The sequence below is a fragment of the uncultured Arthrobacter sp. genome (assembly GCF_964021775.1).
Lineage (GTDB): Bacteria > Actinomycetota > Actinomycetes > Actinomycetales > Micrococcaceae > Arthrobacter.
Genome location: NZ_CAXHZI010000018.1, coordinates 1 through 26,419 on the forward strand (window position 1 = coordinate 1; position 26,419 = coordinate 26,419).

Sequence of the window (26,419 nt, forward strand, 5' to 3'; positions counted from 1 at the left end):
GTCGAAGGCCACGATGGTGGCGATCGGGATCAGCGCGTTGCGGAAGGCGTGGCGCATCACCACGGTCCGTTCGGTCAGGCCCTTGGCCCGGGCGGTCCGGATGTAGTCCATGTTCATGATTTCCAGCATCGAGGCCCGGGTGAACCGGGTGTAGCTGGCCAAGGAGATCAGGATCAGGGCCAGGGTCGGCAGGATCAGGTGGGTGAAGGAGTCCAGGCCCAGCACCCAGAAATCGCCTTCAATGTTCGGGGTGCTCGCCCCGATGGTGGCGATGGGGCGCCCGCGGACCCGGCTGTTGTTGAAGTACGTCGGCCAGGCCTGCATGAACCGGTCCAGCAGGATCAGGAATCCCACCAGGAACGAGGTGATGGCGGCCGCGCGCATCGACTGCCCGCGGTCGTAGCCGCCCACGAGGTAGCCGATGCCCAGGCCGACCAGGACGGTGGCGATACCCAGCAGCACGATCATCACGAAGGTGGCCTGGTCCAGCAGGGGCTGGACCACGAAGTACAGCACGACGCCGACGCCGACGCTGATCAGCGCGGACTGTAGGGCTTTGCGGTTTTTCAGGCCGGCGGTGAGCAGGGTGACGGCGAAGGCCAGGCCGACGCCGGCGATCGCGATCAGCACCGGCCCCAGGCCCGGGGTCTTGAACCATTCGGTGGCGGAGAAGTAGACCAGGATGGCGGTGACAAAGAGGAAGACGACGCCGCCGGTGAGCACCCGCCGCTTGAGCTCGCCGCCCACGGCCACCGCGATCACGGCACCGAAGACCACGCCGATGGCGATGGCAGTCGGTATCGGGATTTCGGGATTGCGCAGGAAGTTGTTGAAGCCGATGGCGCCGAATTCCTTGAGCAGGACGGCGACCCAGAAGATCGGCAGCGAGAAGAACAGGAATGCCATGAACGTCACGCCGTAGTCCAGCGCGCTGTACTGGCGCAGGGCCGTGACAATGCCCAGCGTGATGCCGATCAGGATGGCCAGCACTGTGGCGCCGGTGACCAGCGTCAGGGTCTGGACCAGGGCGTGTCCCAGGGCGTCGGTGACGGGCTGGCCGACGATGTTCTTGCCCAGGTCGCAGGAGCCGGCGAAGGGGATGAGGCACTGGGCCGCACCGCCGAGCCACTTGAAGTAGCGCAGCGGCGGCGGGACGTCCAGCTGCAGGAGTTCGGTGCGGGCGTCCATCAGTTGCTGCTTGTTCGCTGCGTTGATAGCCCGGTATTCCTCAAGGGGATCCCCTGACGCCGCTGTCAGGAGATACACCAGGAAGGATGCACCGAGAAGAATGAGGGCGGCAGTCATGAGCCGCCGGACTATGTAGGTCACCATGGGGAATAGAACCTCGGTATTCGGGCCCAGGGATCGCCCGGACCGGTCGCAGAGTTAGGCCGGGTTCCCCGGGAGATGCGGCTTAGCGCCGAGACATCGCCGGGGAGGGTCGCTAGAAAGGCGTCGGGACCGTAAAGCCGTGGTCCCGACGCCTTCAGCTAGCAAGTGTCACTTGCGGTTGCGGGCTACTTCTGTGCCCACTCCCAGAAGTTCCACCAGACACCGGTCTGGTTCGGCATGTACTTCACACCGGTGAGGCGGTCGCTGTATGCGTCCACGCCGACCGCCTGGAAGAGCGGCAGGCCGTAGGCCGAGGCCCAGATCTTCTTGTCGATCTGCTGGATGAGGTCATCCTGCTTGGCCTTGTCGGTGGTGACGATCAGTTCGTCCATCAGCTTGTCGGCCTCGGGATCGCTGAACTTGTTGAAGTTCGAGTCGTTTCCGGACTTGAAGATCTGCGGAACACCGGAAACGCCGACGCCCGAGTTGATCCAGCCGAAGATGGTGGCGTCGTAGCTGCCGTCGCCGAGGGCCTTGCCCCAGTCAGACTTGCCGAGACCGCCGTCGACGACCTTGAAGCCAGCCTTGCCGGCGGACTCGCGGATCAGGGAGAAGGCGTCAACACGGTTGGGGTTGTCCTTGTTGTACATGATGCGGACCGACGGCGTGGCACCGTTCAGCAGCTTCTTTGCACCTTCGATGTCAACATCCTGGTACGCGGAGGAGCCGTTGTCCTTGACGGAGTCGGCGTACTTGGCCTGGTCCGGGACGAAGAGCTGGGAATCCAGCGGAGCGGCCTTGTCGTCAAGCTTCTTGACGATCTTGTCCACGATGTCCTTGCGCGGAACCGTCTTCATGAAGGCTTCACGGACATTCTTGTCGGCGAACGGGCCGCTGTAGTTCAGGTCGATGTGGTCGTAGGAGAGCTGGTTGCCCACCTCCACCGTGACGCCCTGGCTTTCGAGGGCCTTGAGCTGCTCCACCGTGTCGGCGGAAGCCTGCGGTGCGATGATGTCGGCCTCGCCGTTCTTCAGCGCCTGGACCTGGGCCGGAGCCTCACCGATGTAGCGGACGGTGATTTCGTCCAGCTTGGCCTCCGGGCCCCAGTTGTAGTCCTTGTTCTTGACCATGGTCAGGGACTGGTCCTGGTTCATCGCCTTCACGACGTAGGGGCCGTTGGAGAGGAAGAGGCTGGGATCGGCCGGCAGCGTCTTGGTGTCGAAGCCGGTGTTCCACATGTCAGCCATGGCCTTGAGCTGCTTGTTGGCGGGCTTCGGGTTCTTGGCGTCGCCGCGGGGCATTTCCTTGATCATGTCGACGAAGGCCTTGGCGTCGGCCAGGCCCGCCTTCTTGGCCAGGACGTGGGCCGGGATGTCGATACCCGGGCCGCCGAGGGCGATTTCCCAGTCAGCGAACGGCTTCGAGTACTTGATGGTCATGGAACGGTTGTCGTCGCCGAGTTCCGGGAAATCGGTCAGCGCGATACCGGTCGGGTCACCGGCGTAGGAGAAGTAGGTGGTTCCCTTTTTGCCTTCGGCGTCTGCGTCGTTGTAGTAGCCGGAGAATGCGGCCCACTGGAGGACCAGGTCGGCTGCCGTGACGGGGGTGCCGTCGGACCACTTAACACCGTCGTTGATGGTGTACTTCACGGTGAGTGGGTTGTCTGAGACCTTTTCCATCTTGCCGAACTTTTCGTTGCGCACAACGTTCAGCTTGTTGTCGATGTAGAAGAACCCGGAGTGGGTGGCGTAGCTGACTTTCGAGTTGATGTCAGTGTTGCCGTCCGCGGTATTCGGGTTGAACGTGTTGAACGCGTTAACCTCGACGACCGTTGCCGATCCGCCTGACTTGCCTGCCGCAGCAGCAGTCGAGGGGGTTGACCCGCCGCTGTTGCCTGCACAGGCGCTCAGTGCGAGCGCCGCTGCCGCCGCGACCCCCACTGCTTTGGAAATACGACCGAAGCGCATTCCGCCTCCTTGTTTCTGTGGTGTGGATGAGACCGGCGCCGTAGGCACCCGCCAGACGTCCACACTCCCCCAGCGGCAGTGTGGCGCGTCTCACATGGCATGAAGCGTAAACCCGCGACGGGTCAGAAGGGCACGAAAGTTGACCCTCGGTATAGTTCGTTATCGAGCTGCAACAATTGGCGGGGCCGTTAAGTAAATTTTGTCGAAATTCATTGACGGATGGGACACCGCAAGATAGGGACGAAACGCATCAAAAAGCCCGGATTCATGCGAATCGGGGCTTTTCGAGTTAATCGGCCATTACCGGCCCGGCGGGGACCCAGCGACGGCGCGTCAACCGAGGTTATAGGTTCTGACCGATTGCCAGGGTGCCGGAGTTACAGACCAGTTGAAGCCCGCCGCCGACCGGGTCGAGCCTGCAGTTCTGATCCTTTACGCGCGGCCGGCCGGCGAGCTCGGGCGCGCTGCGGCTCCACCGGTAGTGGGTGTCGTCGTGCCGAACATAGATGTCGACTGCCTCGCCGTCGAACTGGTCCTGGGTGATGAGCACCGACTGGCCGTCATCGGCTTCAAGCCTCACATAGTCAGCAGACACGACGGCTGTGAGGACGGCGAAGAACAACAGGAGTGCAAGGTGGGGCACCGCAGCGGCCGCAGCCAGACCAGCGGTCCACGCGGCTGCAAGACTCAGCTTGCGGGGGCGGATCCTTCTGATCATTGGCGGCACCAGAAGGATCACCGCGGCAACGGCCGCTATTAGAGCCGTAGCCACGAGCCACGCGCCAATACATTCGGCTGGCACAGCGACGAAAAGGACGAGATGCGAACTGGCGGCAACCTTGGCGGCCTCCGACACTGCACTTCCGCCCCACCCGGCCAGCGCTGCCGCCGCCAGGAGCGCCGCACCCCATCCCTCGCGTCGGCTCATGGGCCCACATCCCACTTCTACACTCAGTCGGCTTCGAGGACGAAGAAGATGAAGGACAGGAACGCTGTCTTCTCGCCGCTGAGGATGCGCGGCGGAAGCAGTTCAGGCGGTGTATCCGGAGACGGCTCCGGTTCGCTCACGGCGGCTACGCGGTATCCGGCCGAGATGAAGGCGTTGATCATCGCGTGGAGCGGCCGGTGCCAGAAAGTCAGGACCGCAGGCTCGCCGTCGAACTCGTAATCCTCCGAGTACTGCCGGAGGGCGAAGTAGTCCTCGGCTGGTTGGGTGACCACGGTGACCGTGGGGTGGTTGACCGACAAGATCAGGCGACCGCCCGGCTTCAGCACGCGCCGCAGTTCGGCAAGCGGTGCCGACCAGTCTTCGAGGTAGTGCAGAACCAGGGACGAGACGACGTCGTCGAACGAGCCATCCGCGAAAGGCAGCGGTTTGCCGAGGTCTGCCACGTACAGGTCAGCGGTTGCGCCCAGTCGCTGTCTTGCCAGGTCGAGCATCGCTGGACTGGAATCGAAGCCCGTCATGATCGCGCCTTTAGCGCTCAGCGCCGCGGACAGGGGCCCGGAGCCGCACCCGGCGTCCAGGATCCGCCGGCCGGTCACGTCGCCGGCGAGGCCGATCATTGCCGGCCGCTCGTAGTAGGCGTTGAGGAGGCTGGATTCGTTCTCCGCCGAGTAGCTCTCGGCAAAATTGTCATAATGGTCGGCTTTCACGGATCCCCGCTTTCGGAAAGACGCATACGGTCAGGACGGTCGGCCCGATCCTAACAACCCGGCCCCGCATCCGCACCGGGGCGCCTGTCCCGCCTGCGTTACGCCTCTTCATCGTTGGCGACGGCCTCGATCCAGTCCACTGCGTCATCGGAAAGCTGGGGTCCGTCTGCAGTTTCGCCTGCCCACCAGTCGGAATCGGCCGTGCTGCCGGTGACCGCCACGATGTTGGAGAACACATGCGGCGGCAGCGGCTCGCCGTTGTGCTCAATGAGCCAGCCGCGTGTTTCCGCATCGACCAGGGGCCACCACTCAAAGATGTTCATCCCGCAGTGTTCCATCAACGACGTCATGCGTACAGTGCATTGTTTGCCAGTTCGACGCGGCCCGGTTCGGTGCGATCCGCCATCGACCGGGTGGTTAGGCTGGGTGGATGGCGACAGTTATCCTCGTGCGGCACGGCCGCACCACCGCGAATGCCACCGGGCTGCTGGCGGGGCGGGCCTTCGGCGTCAGCCTGGACCAGATCGGGCGGGACCAGGCGGCTCTGACCGGAGACCGGCTCGCGGCCGTGCCCTTAGTTGGGGTGGTATCCAGTCCTCTCGAGCGTTGCCAGCAGACTGCCCAGCTCATCCTCGATCGCCAGGCTGGCACGCCGTACGCGCCGGTCGATCCGGCTCTCACCGAGTGCGACTACGGCCAGTGGCAGGGCCGTATGCTCAGCGATCTCGCGGCCGAGGAATTGTGGCCGGTCGTGCAGTCGCAACCGTCCGCCGTCGTCTTTCCCGGCGGTGAATCCATGGCAGCGATGCAGGCCCGGTCAGTGGCAGCGATTCGACGCCACGATGCAGCCTTCGAAGCCGAGTTCGGGCCAGGGGCCGTGTGGGTGGCGGTGAGTCACGGTGACATCATCAAGTCGGTCCTCGCCGACGCGCTCGGCATGCACCTCGACCTGTTCCAGCGTATTAATGTGGGCCCCGCCTCCATATCGATCGTGCGCTACGGCGCCAGTCGGCCGAGCGTCTACGCGACCAACACCGATGCGGGTGATCTGTCGTGGCTGTCGAACGGCATCCACTCCGGCGATGCGCCGGTGGGCGGCGGTGCAGGGCAGGCGACGCCATGAACCTCATGTGCCTAAAATACTGACATGCCTACACGTGTTCACGAGTTTGCCTGGCCTGATCGGGTCGTCGTTGGCACCATTGGCCGTCCGGGGGCACGTACGTTCTATCTGCAGGTGCGCGCAGGGAAGCAGATCGTGAGTATTGCCTTGGAGAAGCAGCAGGCTGCTCTGCTCGCGGAGAAGGTCGACGAAATTCTCGACCAGCTCCTCACAGTCGAGGGCAACCCCTTCAGCGTTCCCACCGGCACTCCCATTGAACTTGTCGACAATGACCAGCTCGAGGCGGTGCAGGAGCAGTTCCGCACCGGGGCAATGAGCTTGGGCTGGGACCCCACCACGGCCCAGGTCGTCATTGAGGCCTACCCCGTCACCGACGTCGACGCCGATGACAACGACCCATTGCTTGCCGAGGACGACGCTGCGGAACCCGAAATGCTGCTGGTGCGAATACCGGTCGGCACCGCCCGCGCATTCGCCAAACGCACCCGTGAGATAGTGGGCGCCGGGCGTCCGACGTGCCCGCTCTGCGGTTACCCCATCGACGCCGACGGGCACATCTGCACCCTTCCCGAGGCCTGATGCCGGCGACGGACCTGGTGACCGCCGAGCTGACGCTTACCGGCCGCATCACGACTGCTTCGAACGCCACATTCCTGGGCAGCATCGGTGACCTGGCGGTCGTCTACAAGCCGATAGCAGGCGAAAAGCCGCTGTGGGATTTTCCCCACGGCACCCTGGCTCACCGGGAAGTGGCCGCGTACCTGGTCTCCCAGGTCTTCGGCTGGGACGTTGTGCCGCACACTTGGCTACGCGATGGTCCGATGGGCGAGGGAATGGTGCAGCTCTGGCAGGAGAGGGACCCCGCCCAAAGCGCCGTGGACCTGGTCGCGACGGACCGGGTGCCGGAGACGGGCTGGAAACACGTCCTCGAGGGACGAGATGAGAACGGACGGATGGTCGCCCTCGTTCACGAAGACTCGCCGGCGCTCAGGCGCATGGCGGTGTTCGACATCATCGTCAACAACGCCGACCGCAAAGGCGACCATATTCTTGCCATGACGGACGGACACCGGCACGGCGTGGACCATGGGCTCACCTTTCACCGTGATCACAAGCTGCGCACGGTGCTGTGGGGATGGCTGGGAGACGCGCTGACCGCCGAGGAACGCGACGGCCTCGACCGTGTCAGCGAAGGACTGCAGGGTGGGCTGGGCCGAGACCTGGCGGACTTGCTCAGCGCCGACGAAATCACATCGCTCGCCGCGCGCTGCGCCCGGTTGCGCCTGGCAGGGCGGTTTCCGGGTCCGCGCGGTGAGATGCCGGCCGTCCCCTGGCCGCTGTTCTAAAGGAGCGATAGTGGCCAGGGTTCGCATTCCGCCGTGTCGGCGGGCACTCAGTGCCGGGTCTCGTACCTGGTAAGGACCACACCGCCGGGAAACGTCCGGGTCTCCAGCAAGCTAAGGTCCACCCGGTTGTCCAGGGCTGTGAAGAACGGCGTGCCGCCGCCCACCAGCACCGGATGGGTGACGATCGCGTACTCGTCGATCAGCCCGGCCCGCATGGCCGCCGCGGCGAGTGTGGCACCGCCGATGTCCATGGAGGCGCCGTCCTCGGCCTTGAGCCTGGTGACCTCGGCGACCGCGTCGCCGGCGACCAGACGGGTATTCCAATCCACCGTGCTGATCATCGAGGAGAACACCACCTTCGGCATGTCCCGCCAGCGGCGGGCGAACTCGATCTGAGCCGTTGTGGCGCCAGGCTGCTGGTCGGCAGTCGGCCAGTGGGAGCTCATCGTCTCCCACAGTTTGCGCCCGTACAGCGCCAGCCCGGTCGCCTCCACTCGGTCGGACCAATATTGGAACAGCTCGTCGCTCGGTACGCTCCAGCCGACGTCGCCGCCGGGCGCGGCGATGTAGCCGTCCAGGCTCAGGTTCATGCCGAAGGTCAATTTGCGCATGGCGTCAGTCTCCCGTGAGCCGGTATTCCTTGTACAGACCAGGGAAACAGACGTCCAGCCAACTCCAGAGATGCGCCGCTGAAAGACGCCGATCGGGAGGACGAAAAGGGTGCCTCGGCCCACGTGTTCTCTGCTCCGGATCGAGCGAGGGGCCGCACTGGCGCGGGAAGCGCGAGGGCCCTGGTGGATTAGTGGGCTTCGAGGATCTTCTTGAGGTTCTCCAGGTCCTTGCGCATGGCCCTGCGCATCATTGGCGCCATGAAGATGCCGGCAAATGCTGAGAACCCGGAGGGTTCACCTGTGTTGCGGAGTGTCATGCGGGTCGCGCCATCCTCATCGGACCAGCTGTAGGTGGTCCACATCGGGAAAGGACCTTGACTTGTACGCATAGTGAGATGGTAGCCAGGGACCAGCTCGCTTATTTCGTAGACATAATCCAGATTTCGGCCCAGGAATCGCGCGGTGAAGGCAACCCGGGATCCGACCGCCAAGGGCCGCGGAGTCTGCCATTTTGCAGATCGTATGTTCACGTACCAAGCCGGCGCGTTGTCCGGGTCGGAAGCATAGCTGGCCACGATGTCGCGGGGCCGCCGGATCAGTATTTCGGTCTGGACGTTCACCATGGGTGTTCCTCTGTGTGTTGCTAGCCGGCCGGAGATGCCGGAGGCGGACTTTTCCAACTATCGCATGACGCGCTTTCCGGCCGGGATCACCGCGGATCGTCAGCACTACACAATCGGCCGCCCCTGTGGCTGACGCCCATGAGCAATGCAAATGAACGTCTGACCGAGTCTAGAAGGCAGTGCCGGGCAGATCTTTCTCGCCGTTGACAATCGCGGTGATAATCCGCGCTGCAACTATGTCCGGATCCAGCCCCGCTCCGAATCGCGGCGCTGACCCGGCGATCGGATGCTTGGACAGCGCGGTGCCGGTGTGGCCTGGGCGGGCGTCCACGATTCGGATGCCCGCGCGGCGATACTCACGCGCCGCTGCGACAACAAAGGCCGCGAGCCCAGCCTTCGACGCCGAGTATGCCGCCAGACCGGCGACGGGTGCCTCGGCGACAACACCGCTCAGTGTGACCACGAAGGGCTCCCGGCCCTCACGTGCCGAGGCCGCGAGGTAGGGCTGGCTCTGGGTAATGAGCTGGATCGAACTGGTCGTGTTCACAGCAAAGAGTTCGTCCACCGTGGCCGGTTCAAGGTCTGATGCGGCGCCGAAGGCGACGACCCCGGATGCAACCACTAGCCCGTCGAGACGTCCGTACTGCGCATTCGTGTCATCCAGCACCTTCTGGATCACGGAGCGTATGCGCAGATCATGCCCACCAGACTTTGACGATCGGACGACGACGGCCCCGTTGCTCTCCAGCTGAGCGGCGATGCGCGAACCGAGTCCGCCGGTGGCGCCGACTACCAGAACAACTGCACCCTGAAGAGTCGTCATGGGTAGATCCTAGGCCACGTGCTGCAGGTAGCCCAGCGCGGGTCGGATTCCTGCGCACTCTTGGGAACCGCCATTGGCGGCCATCCGAGACACCGGCTATTGCACACTCGGCACCCAGAACCCACCGAGGCTCCCACCGCACCAACGGAGACGGCCCCAGATGCGGAAGCATCTGGGGCCGTCTCAAAATTCTGTGGGCTAAACGTTAAACCGGAGCTCAATCACGTTCCGTCTCGGAATAACGTGTTGGCACTCGCCCGCCGAACGCCGTCATGGTCACCTCTAACGTCGGCCCGTTGCTGCTGAACCTCTGTCAACCGATCATGTAAGCAAATCCGCGCCCGTCCGAGGCCGCCGCGCGGACGAAATCTTTCGCTCTGTCAAGGAAAGCGGCGGCATAGGCCATCTCGGACTCCAGCGACTGGCCGGACGAGCGGGACCCGCCCAGGACGGCGTTGATGTCGTGGTCGTCGATCGCCTCAAGGTCCCGGGCAATCAGTGCGACCTCGTGCGGCGGAAGTGCGCGCACCCACGGCTGCCAGGTAAAACCATCGTCGGCATGTGTCACATGCCCTTCGAACATCCGGTAGGAAGCTCTGGCTGCAGAACCCGACGAGCGCGGAGCAGTGAGCCGCTGCAAATACGGCCATGCTTTGTCGAGGTAGAGGAGGTCACGCTCCGGGAGAGATTGCCGGAGGTCTGTGACGCCCCGAACAAAGCCAGGCTCAAGGCCGAACGCATCCGCGAGCGGGTCGGGGCCGATCATGGTGCGTGGATCAGCAAGTGCTTTCCCGGCCTGATCACTGTCAAATGCGTAGGCGTAGTATCGGATTCCCATGGGACCAATACTGAACGGACAGCAGGCTGTGCGGATCAGAATCCTGCCGTATGTGGACGACTTGCGGATCCGGAGCGACGGCCGTCAGACCTCCACTTCTGATCTCCCTTCGCTTGGGGTCAAAGTCCTTCCCTAGCGTCCCAGCGAGCGGCCAATCTGCCGAAGGCCGGCATCATAGGCCGCTTCCCACGTCCAGCCAGCCGCTGGCGCTCCGGCAAGTTCCAGTGACACCATCCCGTGGACTTGGCCCCACACCACGCCGACCATCGAGGCGATCTCATCCTCCGGCGATCCTGGCATCGCTGCGGCAACTGCGGCGAACAGCGGCCCTATTGCTGGTTCAGCGGCTCCCGGTGTCGGCCGGCAGGGTACTTGGCTGGCCAGCGAACCGCTGAACATCAGGCCGTAGAGAACCGGATGCTCCAGGGCCCAGGCTCGATAGGCCAGCCCCAATGCTTCGACGCCGCCATCGGCTGCGTCCTGCTGGGAGGCAGCAAAGGACGCGAAGCCGTCGTCGAGCACGGCACTCAGCAGTTCCGCTTTCCCCCCGAAGAGTGAATACACCGCTGTCGTCGACGTCCCCGCGGCAGCGGCAAGGCCACGCAGCGATACGACGGCGGCGCCGTCGCGGGCGATCAGGGAGGCTGCGGCGTCGAGCAGCCTGCGGCGCAGGTTTTCGTCGTGGACTACGGGTCTTGCCATACAGCAAGTATTCCATAACACTGTTCTGTAACACTGTTATGAAAGGAAAAGAATTGGCTGACCAAGTTCACACAGGGCGTTTCACTGCCGCTCCCGGAGGACCGGTGACAGTCTTCCTGATCGGGATGCGCGCGAACCGGTGGTGGAAATTCGGGAAGGTGGCACAGGTGGGGGCGTCCATGCCCAAGATGCTTGCCTACCTGGCCAAGACGCCGGATGCAGGATTGCTGGGCTACCAGCAATGGTTCGGCCGGACCACCATCATGGTCACCTACTGGAAGAGCCCGGAGCATCTGCAGCGGTTCGCGGCGGACCGGTCCGCGCCGCACCTTGAGCCCTGGCGCCGGTTCATGCGCGAATCAGCTGGCACTGGCGACGTCGGGGTGTGGCACGAGACCTACGAGACGGTCCCGGGTGGCAGGGAAAGCATGTACAGCGACATGCCGGTCTTCGGACTGGCATCAGCTACCGGCCACGTCCCGGTGGGAGCAGGACTCAACACCGCACGCCAGCGTCTGGAGGCAGACAAGGTAAGTGGGCGTCTGTCCGAATGAGCCGTCTAGATTGCAGTTCTCACTGTGAAAGGTCCCCGGCCAATAGTGAAGGCAGAGCCCGTTCATTGGAGTCATCGCCGCGATTCTCCGCCACGGACGGCGACCCGGCACGCTTCCGGTGAACCCGGCGCAGGCCCGGGCTAGGATGCTCCGGATACCGCTCCGCCGATAGACTCCCGAGCGCGACAGCTGTGGCCGAACAGTGCCGCACCGAGCCGTCCGTCGCCGCGGCGAAGCGGCGTCCGGCATCCGCAGCACGTCCACGGCAGCCAGCAAGCCTCACCACCGTGCGAACGGGCCGCAGCACTCCCGAAACAAATCCAAAGTTCCTACAAGGAGAAGAAACTAAATGCCGACTTTCAACGGCCCCGAAACAGGACCCGCTGTCGCCCATTTCGAAACACCGCGCCTTCACGCCCGCCCATTCCATCCGGCAGATGCAGAAGCCTTTGCCGCCTATCGCGCCCAGCCCCAGGTCGAGCGGTACCAAAGCTGGAGCAATTACACCCTTGAACAAGGTCGCACCCTCATCAACTCGATGCAAAACATCCAGCCCGGCATACCGGGAGAGTGGTACCAGTTCGCCCTCGAAAGACGTGCCGACGGCATTCTCATCGGCGATGTTGCATTAAGGGTGAACGACACTGAAAAGGGCGAGGCGGAATTGGGATTTACTCTAGCGCCCGAGCACCAGGGGCACGGGTATGGCCGTGAGGCGGTTCTGGGGCTCCTCGGCTACGCCTTCGAGCAGTTGCATCTCCACCGCATACTAGCTGTCACCGACGCGCTCAACGATTCTGCGGCCCGGCTTCTTGACAGGGTGGGAATGCGGAGGGAAGCCCACTTCCACGAAAACGTCTTTTTCAAAGGTAGGTGGGGAAGTGAGTTCGTCTTCGGAATACTGGACCGGGAGTGGACTGCAGGTCCACGGAGCGCACCGGATCTGCCTCCGACGGAATCAGGCCATAAGGAAACGACCGAGATGGCCCCCTCCCCGGTCGGCGTCAAGGGGTTAGCTGTGAAATGACTCGTGAGCGCTGGTAAGGGAAAGACCCGCATCGCCTCGCGTTGGAGTCGCAGGTCATTGGGTATCCGAGGAAAAAGCCCGAAATTTCCTATGCACCGGGACTCCGTCCGAAGGTCCTTGACGCTACGACTATCAATTCTGTTACAAGAAATGCCGCCCTCGTACGTTTTCACGGAGGGCGGCATTTCTACTGATTCAGGCGAAGAACCTACACATTGAATCTAAATTCAACCACGTCGCCGTCGGCCATAACGTATTCCTTGCCTTCGATCCGGACCTTGCCGCGGGCCTTTGCCTCGGCCATGGAGCCAGCCTCGATCAGGTCGTCAAAGGAGACGACTTCGGCCTTGATGAAGCCGCGCTGGAAGTCGGAGTGGATGACACCGGCAGCCTGGGGAGCCGTGTCGCCCTGGTGGATGGTCCAGGCTCGGGTTTCCTTGGGGCCGGCGGTGAGGTAGGTCTGCAACCCCAGCGTGTGGAAACCGACGCGCGCCAGCTGGTCCAGGCCGGACTCGTCCTGGCCGTTCATTTCCAGCATTTCGCGGGCTTCTTCCTCGTCCAGTTCGACGAGGTCTGATTCCAGCTTGGCGTCGAGGAAGATGCAGTCGGCCGGGGCCACCAGGGCGCGCAGCTCTTCCTGCTTCTCCGGGCTGCCCAGGATGCCCTCGTCCGCGTTGAAGACGTAGATGAAGGGCTTGGCCGTGAGCAGGCCGAGTTCCTTGAGGTGTTCCATTTCCAGCTTGTCGCTCTTGATCGAGGAGAAGATGGTGTCGCCGCGTTCCAGCACGGCCTGGGCGGCCTTGACGGCGGCCAGCTCGGCGGCTTCGCGCTTCTTGATCTTGACTTCTTTTTCGATCCGCGGGACGGCCTTCTCGATGGTCTGGAGATCGGCCAGGATCAGCTCGGTGTTGATGGTCTCCATGTCCGAGCGGGGATCGACCTTGCCGTCGACGTGGATGACGTCGGGGTCATCGAACACGCGGACCACCTGGGCGATCGCTTCGGCCTCCCGGATGTTCGCGAGGAACTGGTTGCCCAGGCCCTCGCCCTCGGACGCGCCCTTGACGATGCCGGCGATGTCCACGAAGGACACGGCAGCCGGGAGCAGGCGTGCGGAGCCGAAGATGGCGGCCAGCTTCTCGAGCCGCGGGTCCGGCAGGTTCACGACGCCGACGTTGGGCTCGATCGTGGCGAACGGGTAGTTCGCCGCGAGCACCTGGTTGCGGGTCAGTGCGTTGAAAAGGGTTGATTTGCCGACGTTGGGCAGTCCGACGATGCCAATAGTAAGAGCCACGAGTATTGATTCTACCGGTAAACGCCCCCTCCCCCTGCGGCGGCGGGGCGCCGTTCGCCGTCGGCGTCGCCCGGGGCGGTCCGCGTCCGCGGATCCGGCGTCCCGAGCGTCACTGGCTAAAAGTGTCAGGGCTGCGTGCCAGAGTGAAGGCATGGACGCTTTCGCACTCATTCTTGCCCTGCTGATGCTGCTCATCGGAGCGGTGGCCGGCGCCGCCTTCACCTTCGTGGTGTTCCGGCGCCGCAGCGCCGCCCTCGAACACGACTTCGACGGCGTCTCCGCCCGGCTCTCCGAGGTCAGCGCCCAGTTCGCCGCCGCCGACGCCGAACGCCGCCTGCTCGCGGCGCAGAACCGGGAGCTGGGCGACGCGCGGACGCAGGACGGCAGCGTGCTGCGCGCACTGGCACCCGTGGCCGAGAAGCTCACCGCCGTCCAGCAGCAGGTCTCGCTGCTGGAGCGGGACCGGTTGGAACAATACGGCCAGCTCGCCCAGCAGCTGCAGGAGGCCCGGCTCTCGGACGAGCAGCTGCTGCGGTCAACGCACGCGCTGGAGTCGGCCCTGCGGTCCAACAGCGCGCGCGGCCAGTGGGGCGAGGTCCAGCTGCGCCGCGTGGTGGAAGCGGCCGGGATGCTCCGGCACGTCGACTTCCACGAGCAGCTGCACAGTTCAGGCTCGGGGTCCGAGGCCACCGTCCGGCCCGACCTCGTGGTTCAGCTCCCGGGCGACAAGCAGCTCGTGGTGGATGCCAAGGTGCCGCTGACGGCCTACCTGGAGGCGCAGGAGCTCGGCTCCCCCGCCGGCGGCCGGGCCCCCGGAGCGGGAACACTGAACGGCCAGCAGTCGCTGCTGGCAGCCCATGCCAAGGCGCTGAAGGCCCACGTTGATGCCCTGAGCAACAAGAAGTACTGGGACATCCCCGGCAACGCTCCGGAACTGGTGGTGTGTTTCCTGCCCGCGGAGTCGATCCTGGCGGCCGCCCTTACGGCAGATCCGGCGCTGCTGGACTATGCGCTGTCCAGGAACGTCGTCCTCGCCTCGCCCGGGACGCTGTTGGCGGTGCTCAAATCCGTGGCGTTCACCTGGCGGCAGGACGTGCTGACGGACAGCGCGCGGGAGCTTTTCGAGCTGGCGCAGCAGCTTTACGAACGGATGGGCACCCTGGGCGACAACGTCTCCAAGCTGGGCTCATCGCTGAAGACCTCGGTGGACCGTTACAACTCGCTGGTCGGCACGCTGGAAGCCAGAGTGCTGCCCACCGCGCGGAAGCTCAACGCCATGGACGGCGCCGGCCTGGCCACTCCGGTCACCGTCGAGGCGACGCCGCGCTCCGTGGCAGCCCCGGAACTGCAACAGGCAATCGGTTCCGCGGAAGCTGCCGCGGGACAGCCCGGTGACCGCGGGGCGTCGGAAGAATCCGCCGCCTAGGGCGGTGTGGCCGGGAGCTTAGGACTTTTCCGCGGAACGGGCGCTGCGGCCGCCGAGGGCGCGGGAGACGTCCCCGGCCTGCTTGAGCGTGGCCCGCAGCTCCTTCGGCAGCGAGAACAGCAGGTCCTCCTCCGCCGTGACGACTTCCTCGACGGCACCGTAGCCGTAGTCGGCCAGCAGCCGGAGCACGTCCTTGACGAGCACCTCCGGCACGGACGCGCCCGAGGTCACGCCGACGGTGGCGACGCCCTCGAACCAGGACTCGTCCACCTCGTTGGCGAAGTCGACCCGGTAGGAGGCCTTCGCGCCGTACTCCAGCGCCACTTCCACCAGGCGCACGGAGTTCGAGGAGTTCGCGGATCCCACCACGATCACGAGGTCGGCCTGCGGCGAGATCTTCTTGATGGCCACCTGCCGGTTGGTGGTGGCGTAGCAGATGTCGTCGCTGGGCGGATCCTGCAGGGTGGGGAAACGCTCCTTCAGGAGGCGGACCGTTTCCATGGTCTCGTCCACGCTGAGGGTGGTCTGCGAGAGCCAGATGACTTTCTCCGGGTCGCGGACGGTGACTTTGTCCACCTCGTGCGGGCCGTTGATGATCTGGATGTGCTCGGGCGCCTCACCGGCCGTCCCTTCGACTTCCTCGTGGCCGTCGTGGCCGATCAGCAGGATGTCGAAGTCGTCCTTAGCGAAGCGGACCGCCTCTTTGTGCACCTTGGTCACCAGCGGGCAGGTGGCGTCAATGGTCCGCAGGCCTCGGTCCTCCGCGGACTGCACGACCGCCGGCGAAACACCGTGCGCCGAGAAGATCACCAGGGCGCCCTCGGGGACCTCATCGGTTTCGTCGACGAAAATCGCACCCTTTTCCTCTAGGGAGCTGACCACGTGGACGTTGTGCACGATCTGCTTGCGGACGTAGACGGGCGGGCCGTAGTGCTCAAGGGCTTTTTCCACCGCGATCACGGCACGGTCGACGCCGGCGCAGTAGCCGCGCGGGGCCGCCAGCAGCACCTTTTTGGGCCCGGTTACCGGTGCCGCCGCCAGCACGTCTTCCGGCGTTCGCCGCCGGCGCGGAACGGAGGGCATCGGTATGGAGACAGCGGTGGTGGTCATGCCCCAATGCTACCGGTGTTCGCTAATACCGGTTTCGTGCCGCGGTCCGGCGGGCACCGGCCACCCGGAGCACCAGCCCCGAAACCAGGAGCAGCACCCCTGCCACGAGTGCCGCGACAATCCACTGCCCGAAGCCCGCGGTGGAGGCCGTCACGAACTCCCGCTTGAAGATCTCCGCCACGTCGTTTCCGCTGCCGGCGCCCTGGAGAATCGTTCCCGCGGTATCTGCACCCAGTTTCCACACCCCGGCCAGGATGAGGGCACCGACGCCGATTCCAGCCAGGACCGTCCACTTGCGCCTAGCGGCGACCAAAGCGAGAAGGAAGGCGATGGCCGAGCCCACGGCGACGGCGGAGCCCATTGGGGCGTAGGCGGAGACACGCTCGATCAGCTGCCGCTGGTCGGACTGGCCGATGGCGATCCGCACCTCCGCCGGGGCCTTCAACGGCACAGGCGAGGCCTCCGAGATCCGTTTGACCACCAGCCCCACCAGCGGGGCGACGTCGAGGGTCAGGGAGGTGGTGCCGTTCGCGTCCGCCGGAAGGGTGCGGGGGTCGGCGAAGCTCAGCCGGTGGCTCTTGCGCAGCGTCTCCGCCCAGGCATCTGAATACCCGGGCATCGACGTCAGTGACTGGGCGGCGTCCTGCAGGATCGGCTTGACCACAGCAGCCAGCGCGTCGGGGATCTGCTGGTCGCCAAAGGCGATGCCGTTCACAGCAGCCGTGGCCAGCCGCCGCTGGAAGGCGGGGTCCTTGCCGAGCGGTGCGGAGAGGGCCACGAATCCGTCCTCCTGGACGATATTCCGGTCCACCCACATGGCCGGGACGGCTACAGCCGCCATGGCAAGGCCGATCAGCACGGCAACGGCCGAGACAAAAGTGCGCACGAAAGTCTCCTAGGAGGGTTGGGAGTAGAGCCATCCTACGGTGGGGTAACGGCGAACCCGAAAGCAGCGGCCCAAAACGTCCGGGCCCGCTGATAGAGCTATGGATAGAGTTGAAGCAGACCCGTATCCACCAAAGGACTTCTCCCCACATGCACCAGCACCAGGCACTCCCCGCCGGCGGCCACCGGCATGGCTGAAGACACCGCCGCCACCAGCACCCTGCCGGCTACCGCGGCAGACACCAGCCCGGACAACCCCTGGCCGCTGCAGCTGCTCTCGCAGAAGCTCAAGATGCATATCGACCGCGCGCCCTCGGCCTGGGTCGAGGGCCAGGTGATCGAACTCAACCGCCGCGGCACCAACGCCTACCTCACCCTGCGGGACGTTGACGCCGAGATCTCACTGCCCGCGTCGGTCTGGACCAACGTCCTGGACCGCCAGGCCACCCCGCTGGAGCGCGGCTCCCGGGTCGTGGCCCTGATCAAGGCCGAGTTCTGGCTGAAGACGGGCCGGCTGAACATGTCGGTCAAGGACATCCGGCCGGTGGGGCTCGGTGACCTGCTGGCCAGGATTGAACGGCTGCGCCAGGCCCTCGCCGCGGAGGGGCTCTTCGCTGACTCCCGCAAGAAACGCCTGCCCCTGCTCCCCCACCGGATCGGCCTCATCACCGGACGCGACTCGGATGCGAAGAAGGACGTCCTGCGCAACGCGGCGTTGCGCTGGCCCGCCGTCGAATTCGAAATCCGCGAGGTCGCTGTGCAGGGCAACACCGCCGTGGCCCAGATCGTCGGCGCCCTGCAGGAACTGGACGCCCGTCCGGACGTGGACGTGATTGTGATCGCCCGCGGCGGCGGCGCCCTGGAGGACCTCCTCCCGTTCAGCAGTGAAGACCTCATCCGTGCGGTCGCCGCCGCGGCGACGCCGGTCGTCAGCGCGATCGGCCATGAGGCGGACCGGCCCATCCTCGACGACGTCGCAGACCTGCGCGCCTCGACGCCCACCGACGCGGCCAAGCGGATAGTGCCCGACGTGGTGGAGGAACTGGCCCGGGTCCGGCAGGCCCGCGACCAGCTGCGCCGCGGGGCCACCCGCCTCGTCGAGCGGGAAACGGACCGGCTCGCCTCGCTCCGCTCCCGCCCGGTGCTGGCGGCGCCGGAGGGCATGGTCACCGCACGGCACGACGACGTCGAACGGCTCAAGGGCCGCTCGCACGCCGCGATAAATACCGCCGTCGTGCGGGCCGCCGACCAGTTGGTCCACCTCAAGGCCCAGGTGCGCGCCCTGTCGCCGCAGAAAACGCTGGACCGAGGCTACGCCGTCGTCCAGCTCGACGACGGCAACACCGTTCCCGGAACCCGCCACGAGGTGGTGCGGCACCCGGACCAGGCCCCGGCCGGCACAGCGCTGGCCGTCCGGGTGGCCGGCGGCAGGTTCACGGCAAGGTCCACCGGCGGCCAGGAGACCGCCGAGGCCTGACCCTCCCCGGCAGTCCCGGCCACTCCCCACTTCCCCGGGACCGCAGCAGCGGCCCCGACAGCGGCGTTAGCACCGCACTCATCCAAGGAGCATTCAGCATGGAAGCAGAAAACGCGGCAGTCCCCGCGCCGAACACCGATATTGACGGACTCAGCTACGAGGAAGCCCGCGAACAGCTCGTGGGTGTGGTGGGCAGGCTCGAGGCCGGCGGCGCCAGCCTCGAGGAGTCCCTCGCCCTCTGGGAACGCGGCGAAGCCCTCGCCAAGCGCTGCGAGCAGTGGCTCGAAGGAGCCCGCAAGCGCCTTGCCGCGGCCCGGGACCAGGCCGGCCAGGACAGCTGAGCTAAACCGGCCGGCTAGGAGCGCCGTACCAGCTCGCGTTCCATGTCCACATCAAGCTCCGGGACGGGCCACTCCAGCGCCAGTGACTCCAGGGCGTCCAGCAGCAGCTGCTGGACCGCGATCCGGGCGTACCATTTTTTGTTCGCCGGGACCACATGCCAGGGCGCGTGTTCGGAGCTGGTCTGTTCGAAAGCGGTCTGGTAAGCGTCCATGTAGTCTTCCCAGAAGGCCCGCTCCTTGAGGTCGTTGCTGCTGTACTTCCAGCGTTTCTCCGGGTCCTCCAGCCGGGCGAGCAGCCGTTCCTGCTGCTCGTCGCGGCTGATGTGCAGCATGACCTTGACGACCTTCGTCCCGGCGGCCGTCTGGCGGGCCTCGAATTCGTTGATGGCGCGGTAGCGGCGCTCCAGTTCGTCGGCGTCCGCCCACCGGTGCACCCGGTGGATCAGGACGTCCTCGTAGTGGGAACGGTCGAAGACCCCCACCATGCCGGCCGCGGGGACTTCCTTCTCGATCCGCCAGAGGAAGTCGTAGGACTGTTCCTCGGGCGTGGGCGCCTTGAACGACTTCAGCTGTACGCCCTGCGGGTTCATCTGTCCCATGACGTGGTTGACGATCCCGCCCTTGCCCGCCGTGTCCATCGCCTGCAGGACCAGCAGGACGCGCTTCTTGCCGCCGGTCCTGGACTCCGCAAAGAGCTGCTCCTGCAGTTGCGTCAGCTTGCCGTCGAGCTCGCTGAGCAGCTTCTCGCCGGCAGTCTTGTCACCGGCGTAGCCCGGCGTCGACCCCGGATCAAGGTCGCGGAGACTGAACTTCTTCCCTGCCCGCAGGGTCTCGGAGGGGTGTTTGTCGAAGTCCACGACGTCTGCCATGACAGCCTCTTTCCGGTTCGGGCAGCCTGCCGGCGTGCCGTTCGACCCGCGGCGCTGCTGTCCCGAATCCTAGTTGCCCTGGTACCGGCTCAGGAAGTCCGCCATGCGGTTGATTGCTTCCTCCAGGTCCTTGACGTTCGGGAGGGTCACCATGCGGAAGTGGTCCGGCCGGACCCAGTTGAACGCACGGCCGTGGGAGACGAGGATCTTCTGCTGGCGCAGCAGGTCCAGGACGAACTTCTCGTCGTCGCGGATGTGGTAAACCTCGGGGTCCAGGCGCGGGAACAGGTACATCGCGCCCCGGGCCTGCTGGGTGCTGACGCCGGGAATGGCGTTCAGCATGTCGTAGGCCTTGTTCCGCTGCTCCAACAGGCGGCCGCCGGGAAGGATCAGGTCATTGATGCTCTGATAACCGCCCAGCGCCGTCTGGATGGCATGCTGCGCCGGCACGTTGGCGCACAGCCGCATGTTGGCGAGCAGGTTGATGCCTTCAAGGTAGTCCGCGGCGTCTTTCTTCGGACCCGAGATGGCCATCCAGCCGGCCCGGTAGCCGCAGACCCGGTAGGCCTTGGAGAGTCCACTGAAGGTCAGGCACAGCACGTCGTCGCCGGTGAGGCTGGCCATGTTCACGTGGACGGCGTCCTCGTACAGGATCTTCTCGTAGATCTCGTCGGCGAACAGCACCAGGCCGTGCTTTTCGGCCAGCGCCACGATCTTCTTGAGCGTTTCCTCCGGGTACACGGCGCCGGTGGGATTGTTGGGGTTGATCACCACGATGCCCTTGGTCCGCGGCGTAATCTTCGCTTCGAGGTCATCCAGGTCGGGCTGCCAGCCGGATTCCTCGTCGCAGAGGTAATGCACCGGCTTCCCGCTGGCCAGGGCCACCGACGCCGTCCAGAGCGGGTAGTCCGGGGTGGGGATGAGGACCTCGTCGCCGTCGTCCAGCAGGGCCATCAGCGACATGGTGATGAGCTCGCTGACGCCGTTGCCCAGGTAGATGTCGTCGACGTGGATGTTCTGGATCCCGCGCGTCTGGTAATACTGCGAGACGGCGGTGCGGGCGGAGAAGATGCCCCGCGAATCGCTGTAGCCCTGGGCGTGCGGCAGGTGGCGGATCATGTCCACCAGGATGGCGTCCGGCGCTTCAAACCCGAACGGGGCCGGGTTTCCGATGTTCAGTTTGAGGATGCGGTGACCCTCTGCCTCCATCTGCTGGGCGGCCTGAAGAATCGGTCCACGGATGTCGTAGAGGACATTATGAAGCTTGGTGGACTGCTTGAATTCTGCCATTCATCAAATATGCCATATGGCGGATGTACTTAACCTGAGACTTGTCTCACAGCGGAAGTCCGCGTCACACGGCCGTCCGCGGCCCCCCGGGGCCGCCCGCAGGATGGAACGGCGACAGAACGGCGGCGGCTGCCGGCCCGGGAAAACCCGGGCCGGCAGCCGCCGTCGAACAATCAAGGCCTCTGGTTTATTTGACCAGGCCCTTTTCCTTGAGCCACGCTGCCGCGGCATCCTTCGGGTTCTGCTTCTCGCTGCCGCCGACCGCACGGTTGAGGTTGATCAGGTCCTCGGTGGTGAGCAGCTTGGAGACGGCGTTGAGCGCCTCTTTCGCCTTGTCGGTCATTTTGGCCTTGTTGTACAACGGCAGGACCTGCTGGGCGATGAAGTTGTTCTTCGGGTCTTCCAGCACCACCAGGTCGTTGTCCGCGATGGCCGGGGTGGTGGTGTAGATGTCCGCCACCTGGACCTGGTCCGAGAGCAGGGCCTTGACCGTGACCGGTCCGCCGCCGTCACTGAACGGTTCCAGCTTCTTGGGCTCGCAGTTGTAGTTCTTCTTCAGGCCCGGCAAGCCATAGGCACGCTCGGCGAACGTTGCCGGCGCGCCGACCACGATCTCGCTGCAGACCTTGGCCAGGTCCTCGATGGACTTCAGCTTGTACTTCTCCGCGGTGGCCTTGGTGACCACCATGGCATCCTTGTCCTCGGCCTTGGCAGCGTCCAGCACGGCGAGGCCCTCGGGAAGCTTGCCCGGCAACGCCTTGGCGATGTCGTCGGCGGAGATCTCGGTGGCGTCCTTGTTGACGTGCAACAGCAGGTTTCCGCTGTAGTCCGGGATCACGTCGACCGAGCCATCCTGCACGGCCTTGAAGTAAACCTCACGGGAACCGATGTTCGGCTTGGTGGTCGCCGTGACGCCGGCGCCGTTGAGCGCCCCGGCGTACAGTTCGGCGATGATCTGGCTCTCGGTGAAGTCGGCGGAGCCGATCACGAGCGCCCCTCCGGCTCCGCCGGAGGAACCGCCGCTGGCGGGTGCCGAGGACAGGGGGTCGGACGAGCCTCCGCACGCGGACAGGGCCAGGGCCAGGCCGACGCCGGCGGCCAGGCCGCCGAATGCGCGCCTGCCGAATGCGCGCCTGCCGAGTGCTCGTTGGCGGATTTCCTTCATGACGTACCTCCTTGGACAACAGTCTCCGCGGTCGCGGGGTCTGTGAGATCAACCGCGGCCTGCTGGCCCCGGTTTGGTTTGCGGGCGGCTCCCCGGGTCAGGAAGAGCCGCTGGAACAGGACGAGGACCAGATCGACGGCGATGGCGAGCCCGGCGATGAGCAGCGAGCCGCCGAGCATCTGGGGGAAGTCGGAGAGCACAAGGCCGTCAAAAAGATAGCGGCCCAGGCCGCCCAAGTTGATATACGCGACGACCGAGACCGTGGCGATCACCTGCAGGACGCCGGTGCGGAACCCGCCGAACATGACGGTCAGCGCATTGGGGAATTCGGCGCGGAAGAGCACCTGGAGTTCGGTCATGCCCATGGCCCGGGCGGCATCCACGACGTTGCGGTCCACGCTGGAGATTCCGGCGTAGGTTCCGGCCAGCAGCGGCGGCACGGTGAGGATCACCAGCGCCCAGACCGGCGGCATTAGCCCGATACCGGCCAGCAGGACGAAGAGCGTCAGCAGGCCCAGGGTCGGCAGGGCACGCAGCGCACCGGCGAGGGCCACGACAGCCACGCGGCCGCGTCCGGTGTGCCCGACATAGAGGCCGATGGGGACTGCGATGGCCGTCGCAATCAGCATCACGAGGCCGGTGTACTGCAGGTGCTCGGCAAGGCGGACCGGGATGCCCGTGCTGCCGGCCCAGTTCTCCGGATCCGCGAGCCAGGCGAAGGTGTCGGTAACGACGTTGCTCATGCCTGTGCCCCCGCCGTTGAATCGAAGGACTGCCGGGCCGCCGGCTCCCCGGACGCCCCCGCAGCGGCCCGGGTCCAGGGTGTCAGCAGCCGTTCAAGCAGGACAAGGACCGCGTCCATCAGCAGTGCCAGCACCAGGATGGCCACGATGCCCACCAGCACTTCGGTGACGAAATCGCGCTGGAGTCCGGCGGTGAAGAGCATGCCGAGGTTGCCGATGCCGAGCAGCGCCGCAACACTGACCAGCGAGATGTTGCTGACTGAGACGACGCGGAGCCCGGCGAACAGCACCGGCAGGGACAGCGGCAGGTCGATCTGCAGGAACCGGGCCAGGGGCTTGAAGCCCATGGCGACGGCGGCCTGCTGGAGGTCCTCGTCCACCGAGTCAAACGCGTCCAGGGCGGCGCGGACCAGGAGCGCAACCGCGTAGATGGTCAAAGCCACCACGACGTTGGCGGGGTCCAGGATCCTGGTTCCGAGGATCGTGGGAAGGATGATGAAGAGCGCCAGCGACGGGATGGTGTAAAGCAGCGAGGATGCAGTCAGGACGACGGCGCGCAGGGTCCGGTTCCGCCTGGCCAGCTGGGCCAGCGGGATGGAGATCAGCAGCCCGAAGACCATCGGCAGGATCGCCAGGACCAGGTGCTGGCCGGCCAGGCCAAAGACGTACCCGCTGTTGGCCAGGAACCATTCCATCAGCGCACGCCCTGCCGGGCCCAGCGGTCCGCTTCAATGACGGCGAGCACCTCTTCCGCCGTGATCACACCGGCCACGCGGCCGTCGGCATCGACGGCGACGCCGAGTCCGGACGGGGAGGACAGGGCCGCGTCCAGCGCACGGCGCAGGGTTTCGCCCTTGCGGAAGAGCGAACCGCCCGGGACGGTCGCGGAGCCTGCGCCGGGCGCGCTCCAGCCCAGCGGACGCCGGTCGGCGTCGACCACAAGCTGCCACTCGCCCGCCCCGGGGCCCGCGCTCGGATCGAGTTCGCCGGCCCGGACGGTGTTCGCCGGATGGATCGTCACACCGTCGGACGGGCTGAAGGCCAGGTGCCGGAAGCCGCGGTCGCGGCCCACAAAGGACGCGACGAAGTCATTCGCGGGGGCGCGCAGGATCTCTTCCGGCGTCGCGTACTGCGCCAGCTTCCCGCCGCCGACGAAAACCGCCACCTTGTCCCCCAGCACCGTGGCCTCATCGATGTCGTGGGTGACAAACACGATGGTCTTGGCCAGGTCGCGCTGCAGGCGGAGCAGTTCCTTCTGGAGTTCGTCCCGCACCACGGGGTCCACGGCGCTGAAGGGTTCATCCATCAGCAGGACGGGCGGGTCCGCGGCGAGGGCCCGCGCCACGCCCACGCGCTGCTGCTGGCCACCGGACAGCTGCGAGGGATAGCGCCGGCCGAGTCCGGAGGCGAGGCCGACGACGTCGAGCAGCTCTTGCGCGCGCTTGCGGGACGCGGCCTTGGACACGCCGTTCAGCCGCGGGACGGTGGCGATGTTGTCCAGCACGGAGCGGTGCGGCATCAGCCCGGAGGACTGCATGACGTAGCCCATGGACCGGCGCAGCTGCGCGGCCGGGACAGAGGTGACATCCTGCCCGTCCACGGTGATGGTGCCCGACGTCGGCTCGACCATACGGTTGATCATCCGCAGCGAGGTGGTTTTGCCGCAGCCCGACGGTCCGACGAAGACCGTGATGGCGCCCTTGTCGATGGACATGCTCAGATCGTCGACGGCGGCCTGGCCGCCCTGGTACTGCTTGGTGACGCTCTGGAACTCGATCATGGCCTCTGCCATTCCGGGCTTACCTAACTGTTGGCGGCAACATGGGACGGTCCAGCCAACTGATCATATGCATGCTGATTTTTGGCTGTAAAGCGGGTATGACCCAGCGTAGCTGCCACCCCCGACCATCCCGGAGCACCGCATCGAAGAATCGGGCCCGGGAATGGCAGCGGCGCCGGGGCCACCCTGGGGCATTCGGCACGGCAGCGCTTTTGGATGGGTGCCGGATTCGCGGCCGGTGCCGCCCGGCCCCAGGAGCGGGACCCGCCGGCGTCACCGCGCCTTGCCCTTGCCGTTTCGCTTGCCGTTCCCCTTCGGGGGCTGCTCGTTCCTGAGCCGCTCGGCCGCCCGCTGGCTCCGGCTGGCCACCGCCACCTTCTGGTGCCACTCCCGCTGGTACGCCCGCCGGGCGGCAGCGTCATGGCGCCGGGCCAGGGCCGCCAGTTCGCGCTGCATCTTGAGGTAGCTCGCCCAGCGGCGTTCATCCAGCGAACCCTCGGCGAGCGCGGCCTGCACCGCGCAGCCGGGTTCCCGGCCGTGCGCGCAGTCGGCAAACCGGCACCGGGTGAAGAGCTCCTCAAGGTCGCCAAACACCTCGTCCATACCGTCGTCGGCATCGAACAATCCGAAGCCGCGGACCCCGGGTGTGTCCATCAGCACCGAGCCGCCGGGCAACGGAACCAGCTCACGGGATGTCGTGGTGTGCCGGCCCTTGCCGTCGCCGGCCCGGACCGCACCGGTCTCCTGGGCCCCAAACCCGACGAGGGCGTTGATCAGGGTGGATTTGCCGGCACCGGAGGGGCCCAGCAGCACGATCGTCCCGCCCGGCGGCAGGTGCCCCAGCAGCTCATCGAGGCCGTCGCCCTGCTCGGCGGAGGTGGTGACCACGTCAACGCCGGCGGCCTGCACCATGACCTGCCCGACGACGTCGTCCGCCACCGCGGCGAGGTCCGCCTTGGTGATGACCACCAGCGGAGTAGCGCCGGAATCCCAGGCCGCGACGAGCGTCCGTTCGAGCCTGTTGTGCGTCAGCGGCCGGTCCACCGGCACCACCACGCCGACGATGTCCATGTTGGCGCCGAGTACCTGCGCGTCGGATGACGCGTCAAAGGCGCGCTTGCGGCTCAGCTCCGACCGGCGCGGCAGCACGCCCAGAATGGCGGGTTCGCCGACCGGGTTGCTGCCGATCCAGACCCAGTCTCCGGTAGCCGGAACGGGCCCGGTCCGCGGATAGGGCAGATGCGCCTGGCCGTCGGCACCGGCTACCAGCACGAGGTTGCGGTCCACGCGGACCACCCGTCCGGCGCTGGTGCCGCCGGGCACGGGATGGGTGAAGAAAAGTTCCGACACGGAGTCGGTAAAACCGAAACGGGCCGGCCCCAGGAGGCCGGTATGTTGACTGCGCTGAAGATTCAATGGAAGCCCTTTGCTGGGCCC

The 26,419-nt window shown here is 65.8% G+C and carries 28 protein-coding genes; 8 read left to right on the plus strand and 20 right to left on the minus strand.

Going from position 1 to position 26,419, the window contains the following annotated elements; all coding sequences use genetic code 11:
- From ABIN76_RS13545 to ABIN76_RS13565, 5 genes are all read right to left on the minus strand, one after another.
- The coding region (locus ABIN76_RS13545) for an ABC transporter permease (protein ID WP_346960209.1) at positions 1–1,332 on the minus strand (1,332 nt) is incomplete at its 3' end.
- A 185-nt stretch (positions 1,333–1,517) separates the two neighbouring features.
- Positions 1,518–3,299 (minus strand): ABC transporter family substrate-binding protein, encoded by a 1,782-nt coding sequence (locus ABIN76_RS13550; protein ID WP_346960210.1) that lies wholly within the window; start codon positions 3,297–3,299, stop codon positions 1,518–1,520.
- 343 nt (positions 3,300–3,642) lie between these two features.
- Entirely contained in the window at positions 3,643–4,227 is a 585-nt protein-coding gene (locus tag ABIN76_RS13555) for a hypothetical protein (protein WP_346960211.1), read from the minus strand.
- A gap of 23 nt (positions 4,228–4,250) precedes the next feature.
- Positions 4,251–4,955: a class I SAM-dependent methyltransferase gene (locus ABIN76_RS13560; protein WP_346960212.1), complete on the minus strand. Its 705-nt coding sequence runs from the start codon at positions 4,953–4,955 to the stop codon at positions 4,251–4,253.
- Positions 4,956–5,053: 98 nt separating this feature from the next.
- Positions 5,054–5,305: a hypothetical protein gene (locus ABIN76_RS13565; RefSeq protein ID WP_346960213.1), complete on the minus strand. Its 252-nt coding sequence runs from the start codon at positions 5,303–5,305 to the stop codon at positions 5,054–5,056.
- A gap of 80 nt (positions 5,306–5,385) precedes the next feature.
- Between ABIN76_RS13565 and ABIN76_RS13570 the strand changes: the two genes are divergently transcribed.
- From ABIN76_RS13570 to ABIN76_RS13580, 3 genes are read left to right on the plus strand one after another with little or no spacing between them, the layout of a single operon-like run.
- Positions 5,386–6,078 carry a histidine phosphatase family protein gene (locus ABIN76_RS13570; RefSeq protein ID WP_346960214.1) on the plus strand — a complete coding sequence of 231 codons (693 nt, stop codon included), beginning with the start codon at positions 5,386–5,388 and terminating at the stop codon, positions 6,076–6,078.
- A 24-nt stretch (positions 6,079–6,102) separates the two neighbouring features.
- A complete protein-coding gene (locus ABIN76_RS13575; RefSeq protein WP_346960215.1) occupies positions 6,103–6,657 on the plus strand; it encodes a DUF3090 domain-containing protein in 555 nt (184 codons plus the stop codon).
- Complete coding sequence (locus ABIN76_RS13580) at positions 6,657–7,424, plus strand: SCO1664 family protein (RefSeq protein WP_346960216.1); 768 nt, start codon at positions 6,657–6,659, stop codon at positions 7,422–7,424. The genes ABIN76_RS13575 and ABIN76_RS13580 overlap by 1 nt, the downstream gene beginning before the upstream one ends.
- A gap of 47 nt (positions 7,425–7,471) precedes the next feature.
- Here the strand turns inward: ABIN76_RS13580 and ABIN76_RS13585 are convergent, their stop codons facing one another.
- The 5 genes from ABIN76_RS13585 to ABIN76_RS13605 form a co-directional block, all read right to left on the minus strand.
- A complete protein-coding gene (locus ABIN76_RS13585) occupies positions 7,472–8,035 on the minus strand; it encodes a dihydrofolate reductase family protein (RefSeq protein ID WP_346960217.1) in 564 nt (187 codons plus the stop codon).
- 188 nt (positions 8,036–8,223) lie between these two features.
- On the minus strand, positions 8,224–8,658 hold the full coding sequence (locus ABIN76_RS13590) for an SRPBCC family protein (protein ID WP_346960218.1): 435 nt from the start codon (positions 8,656–8,658) through the stop codon (positions 8,224–8,226).
- A 169-nt stretch (positions 8,659–8,827) separates the two neighbouring features.
- The gene (locus tag ABIN76_RS13595; RefSeq protein WP_346960219.1) at positions 8,828–9,481 is read right to left on the minus strand and encodes an SDR family NAD(P)-dependent oxidoreductase; all 654 of its coding nucleotides are present in this window, start codon (positions 9,479–9,481) and stop codon (positions 8,828–8,830) included.
- A 313-nt stretch (positions 9,482–9,794) separates the two neighbouring features.
- Complete coding sequence (locus ABIN76_RS13600) at positions 9,795–10,319, minus strand: hypothetical protein (protein ID WP_346960220.1); 525 nt, start codon at positions 10,317–10,319, stop codon at positions 9,795–9,797.
- 132 nt (positions 10,320–10,451) lie between these two features.
- Positions 10,452–11,021 carry a TetR-like C-terminal domain-containing protein gene (locus ABIN76_RS13605; RefSeq protein WP_346960221.1) on the minus strand — a complete coding sequence of 190 codons (570 nt, stop codon included), beginning with the start codon at positions 11,019–11,021 and terminating at the stop codon, positions 10,452–10,454.
- A 104-nt stretch (positions 11,022–11,125) separates the two neighbouring features.
- Here ABIN76_RS13605 and ABIN76_RS13610 point away from each other — a divergent pair, with 104 nt between their 5' ends.
- Together ABIN76_RS13610 and ABIN76_RS13615 are read left to right on the plus strand one after the other, a co-directional pair.
- Positions 11,126–11,575: a DUF4188 domain-containing protein gene (locus ABIN76_RS13610; RefSeq protein ID WP_346960222.1), complete on the plus strand. Its 450-nt coding sequence runs from the start codon at positions 11,126–11,128 to the stop codon at positions 11,573–11,575.
- A gap of 349 nt (positions 11,576–11,924) precedes the next feature.
- Positions 11,925–12,602, plus strand: a complete 678-nt coding sequence (locus ABIN76_RS13615) for a GNAT family protein (protein ID WP_346960223.1) — start codon at positions 11,925–11,927, stop codon at positions 12,600–12,602.
- Between the two features lie 208 nt (positions 12,603–12,810).
- Here the strand turns inward: ABIN76_RS13615 and ychF are convergent, their stop codons facing one another.
- On the minus strand, positions 12,811–13,896 hold the full coding sequence (gene ychF / locus ABIN76_RS13620) for a redox-regulated ATPase YchF (protein ID WP_346960224.1): 1,086 nt from the start codon (positions 13,894–13,896) through the stop codon (positions 12,811–12,813).
- Positions 13,897–14,047: 151 nt separating this feature from the next.
- Here ychF and ABIN76_RS13625 point away from each other — a divergent pair, with 151 nt between their 5' ends.
- On the plus strand, positions 14,048–15,322 hold the full coding sequence (locus ABIN76_RS13625; RefSeq protein ID WP_346960225.1) for a DNA recombination protein RmuC: 1,275 nt from the start codon (positions 14,048–14,050) through the stop codon (positions 15,320–15,322).
- A gap of 18 nt (positions 15,323–15,340) precedes the next feature.
- Here the strand turns inward: ABIN76_RS13625 and ABIN76_RS13630 are convergent, their stop codons facing one another.
- Both ABIN76_RS13630 and ABIN76_RS13635 read right to left on the minus strand, forming a co-directional pair.
- Entirely contained in the window at positions 15,341–16,432 is a 1,092-nt protein-coding gene (locus ABIN76_RS13630; protein WP_346960226.1) for a 4-hydroxy-3-methylbut-2-enyl diphosphate reductase, read from the minus strand.
- A gap of 22 nt (positions 16,433–16,454) precedes the next feature.
- Positions 16,455–17,318, minus strand: coding sequence for a hypothetical protein (locus ABIN76_RS13635; RefSeq protein WP_346960227.1), 864 nt, complete (start codon positions 17,316–17,318; stop codon positions 16,455–16,457).
- Positions 17,319–17,507: 189 nt separating this feature from the next.
- Between ABIN76_RS13635 and xseA the strand changes: the two genes are divergently transcribed.
- A complete protein-coding gene (gene xseA / locus ABIN76_RS13640) occupies positions 17,508–18,794 on the plus strand; it encodes an exodeoxyribonuclease VII large subunit (RefSeq protein ID WP_346960228.1) in 1,287 nt (428 codons plus the stop codon).
- A gap of 98 nt (positions 18,795–18,892) precedes the next feature.
- On the plus strand, positions 18,893–19,135 hold the full coding sequence (locus tag ABIN76_RS13645; RefSeq protein ID WP_346960229.1) for an exodeoxyribonuclease VII small subunit: 243 nt from the start codon (positions 18,893–18,895) through the stop codon (positions 19,133–19,135).
- A gap of 14 nt (positions 19,136–19,149) precedes the next feature.
- Here the strand turns inward: ABIN76_RS13645 and ABIN76_RS13650 are convergent, their stop codons facing one another.
- The 7 genes from ABIN76_RS13650 to rsgA form a co-directional block, all read right to left on the minus strand.
- The gene (locus tag ABIN76_RS13650) at positions 19,150–20,004 is read right to left on the minus strand and encodes a polyphosphate kinase 2 family protein (protein WP_346960230.1); all 855 of its coding nucleotides are present in this window, start codon (positions 20,002–20,004) and stop codon (positions 19,150–19,152) included.
- Between the two features lie 69 nt (positions 20,005–20,073).
- A complete protein-coding gene (locus ABIN76_RS13655; protein ID WP_175321266.1) occupies positions 20,074–21,294 on the minus strand; it encodes a pyridoxal phosphate-dependent aminotransferase in 1,221 nt (406 codons plus the stop codon).
- Positions 21,295–21,481: 187 nt separating this feature from the next.
- Positions 21,482–22,459 carry an ABC transporter substrate-binding protein gene (locus ABIN76_RS13660; RefSeq protein WP_346960231.1) on the minus strand — a complete coding sequence of 326 codons (978 nt, stop codon included), beginning with the start codon at positions 22,457–22,459 and terminating at the stop codon, positions 21,482–21,484.
- Positions 22,456–23,202 (minus strand): ABC transporter permease, encoded by a 747-nt coding sequence (locus ABIN76_RS13665; protein ID WP_346960232.1) that lies wholly within the window; start codon positions 23,200–23,202, stop codon positions 22,456–22,458. Before ABIN76_RS13665 ends, ABIN76_RS13660 begins: the two co-directional genes overlap by 4 nt.
- Positions 23,199–23,897: an ABC transporter permease gene (locus tag ABIN76_RS13670; protein ID WP_346960233.1), complete on the minus strand. Its 699-nt coding sequence runs from the start codon at positions 23,895–23,897 to the stop codon at positions 23,199–23,201. The genes ABIN76_RS13665 and ABIN76_RS13670 overlap by 4 nt, the downstream gene beginning before the upstream one ends.
- Positions 23,897–24,994, minus strand: coding sequence for an ABC transporter ATP-binding protein (locus tag ABIN76_RS13675; RefSeq protein ID WP_346960234.1), 1,098 nt, complete (start codon positions 24,992–24,994; stop codon positions 23,897–23,899). The genes ABIN76_RS13670 and ABIN76_RS13675 overlap by 1 nt, the downstream gene beginning before the upstream one ends.
- A 261-nt stretch (positions 24,995–25,255) precedes the next feature.
- Entirely contained in the window at positions 25,256–26,398 is a 1,143-nt protein-coding gene (rsgA, locus tag ABIN76_RS13680; protein ID WP_346960235.1) for a ribosome small subunit-dependent GTPase A, read from the minus strand.
- Between the last annotated feature and the right edge of the window lie 21 nt (positions 26,399–26,419).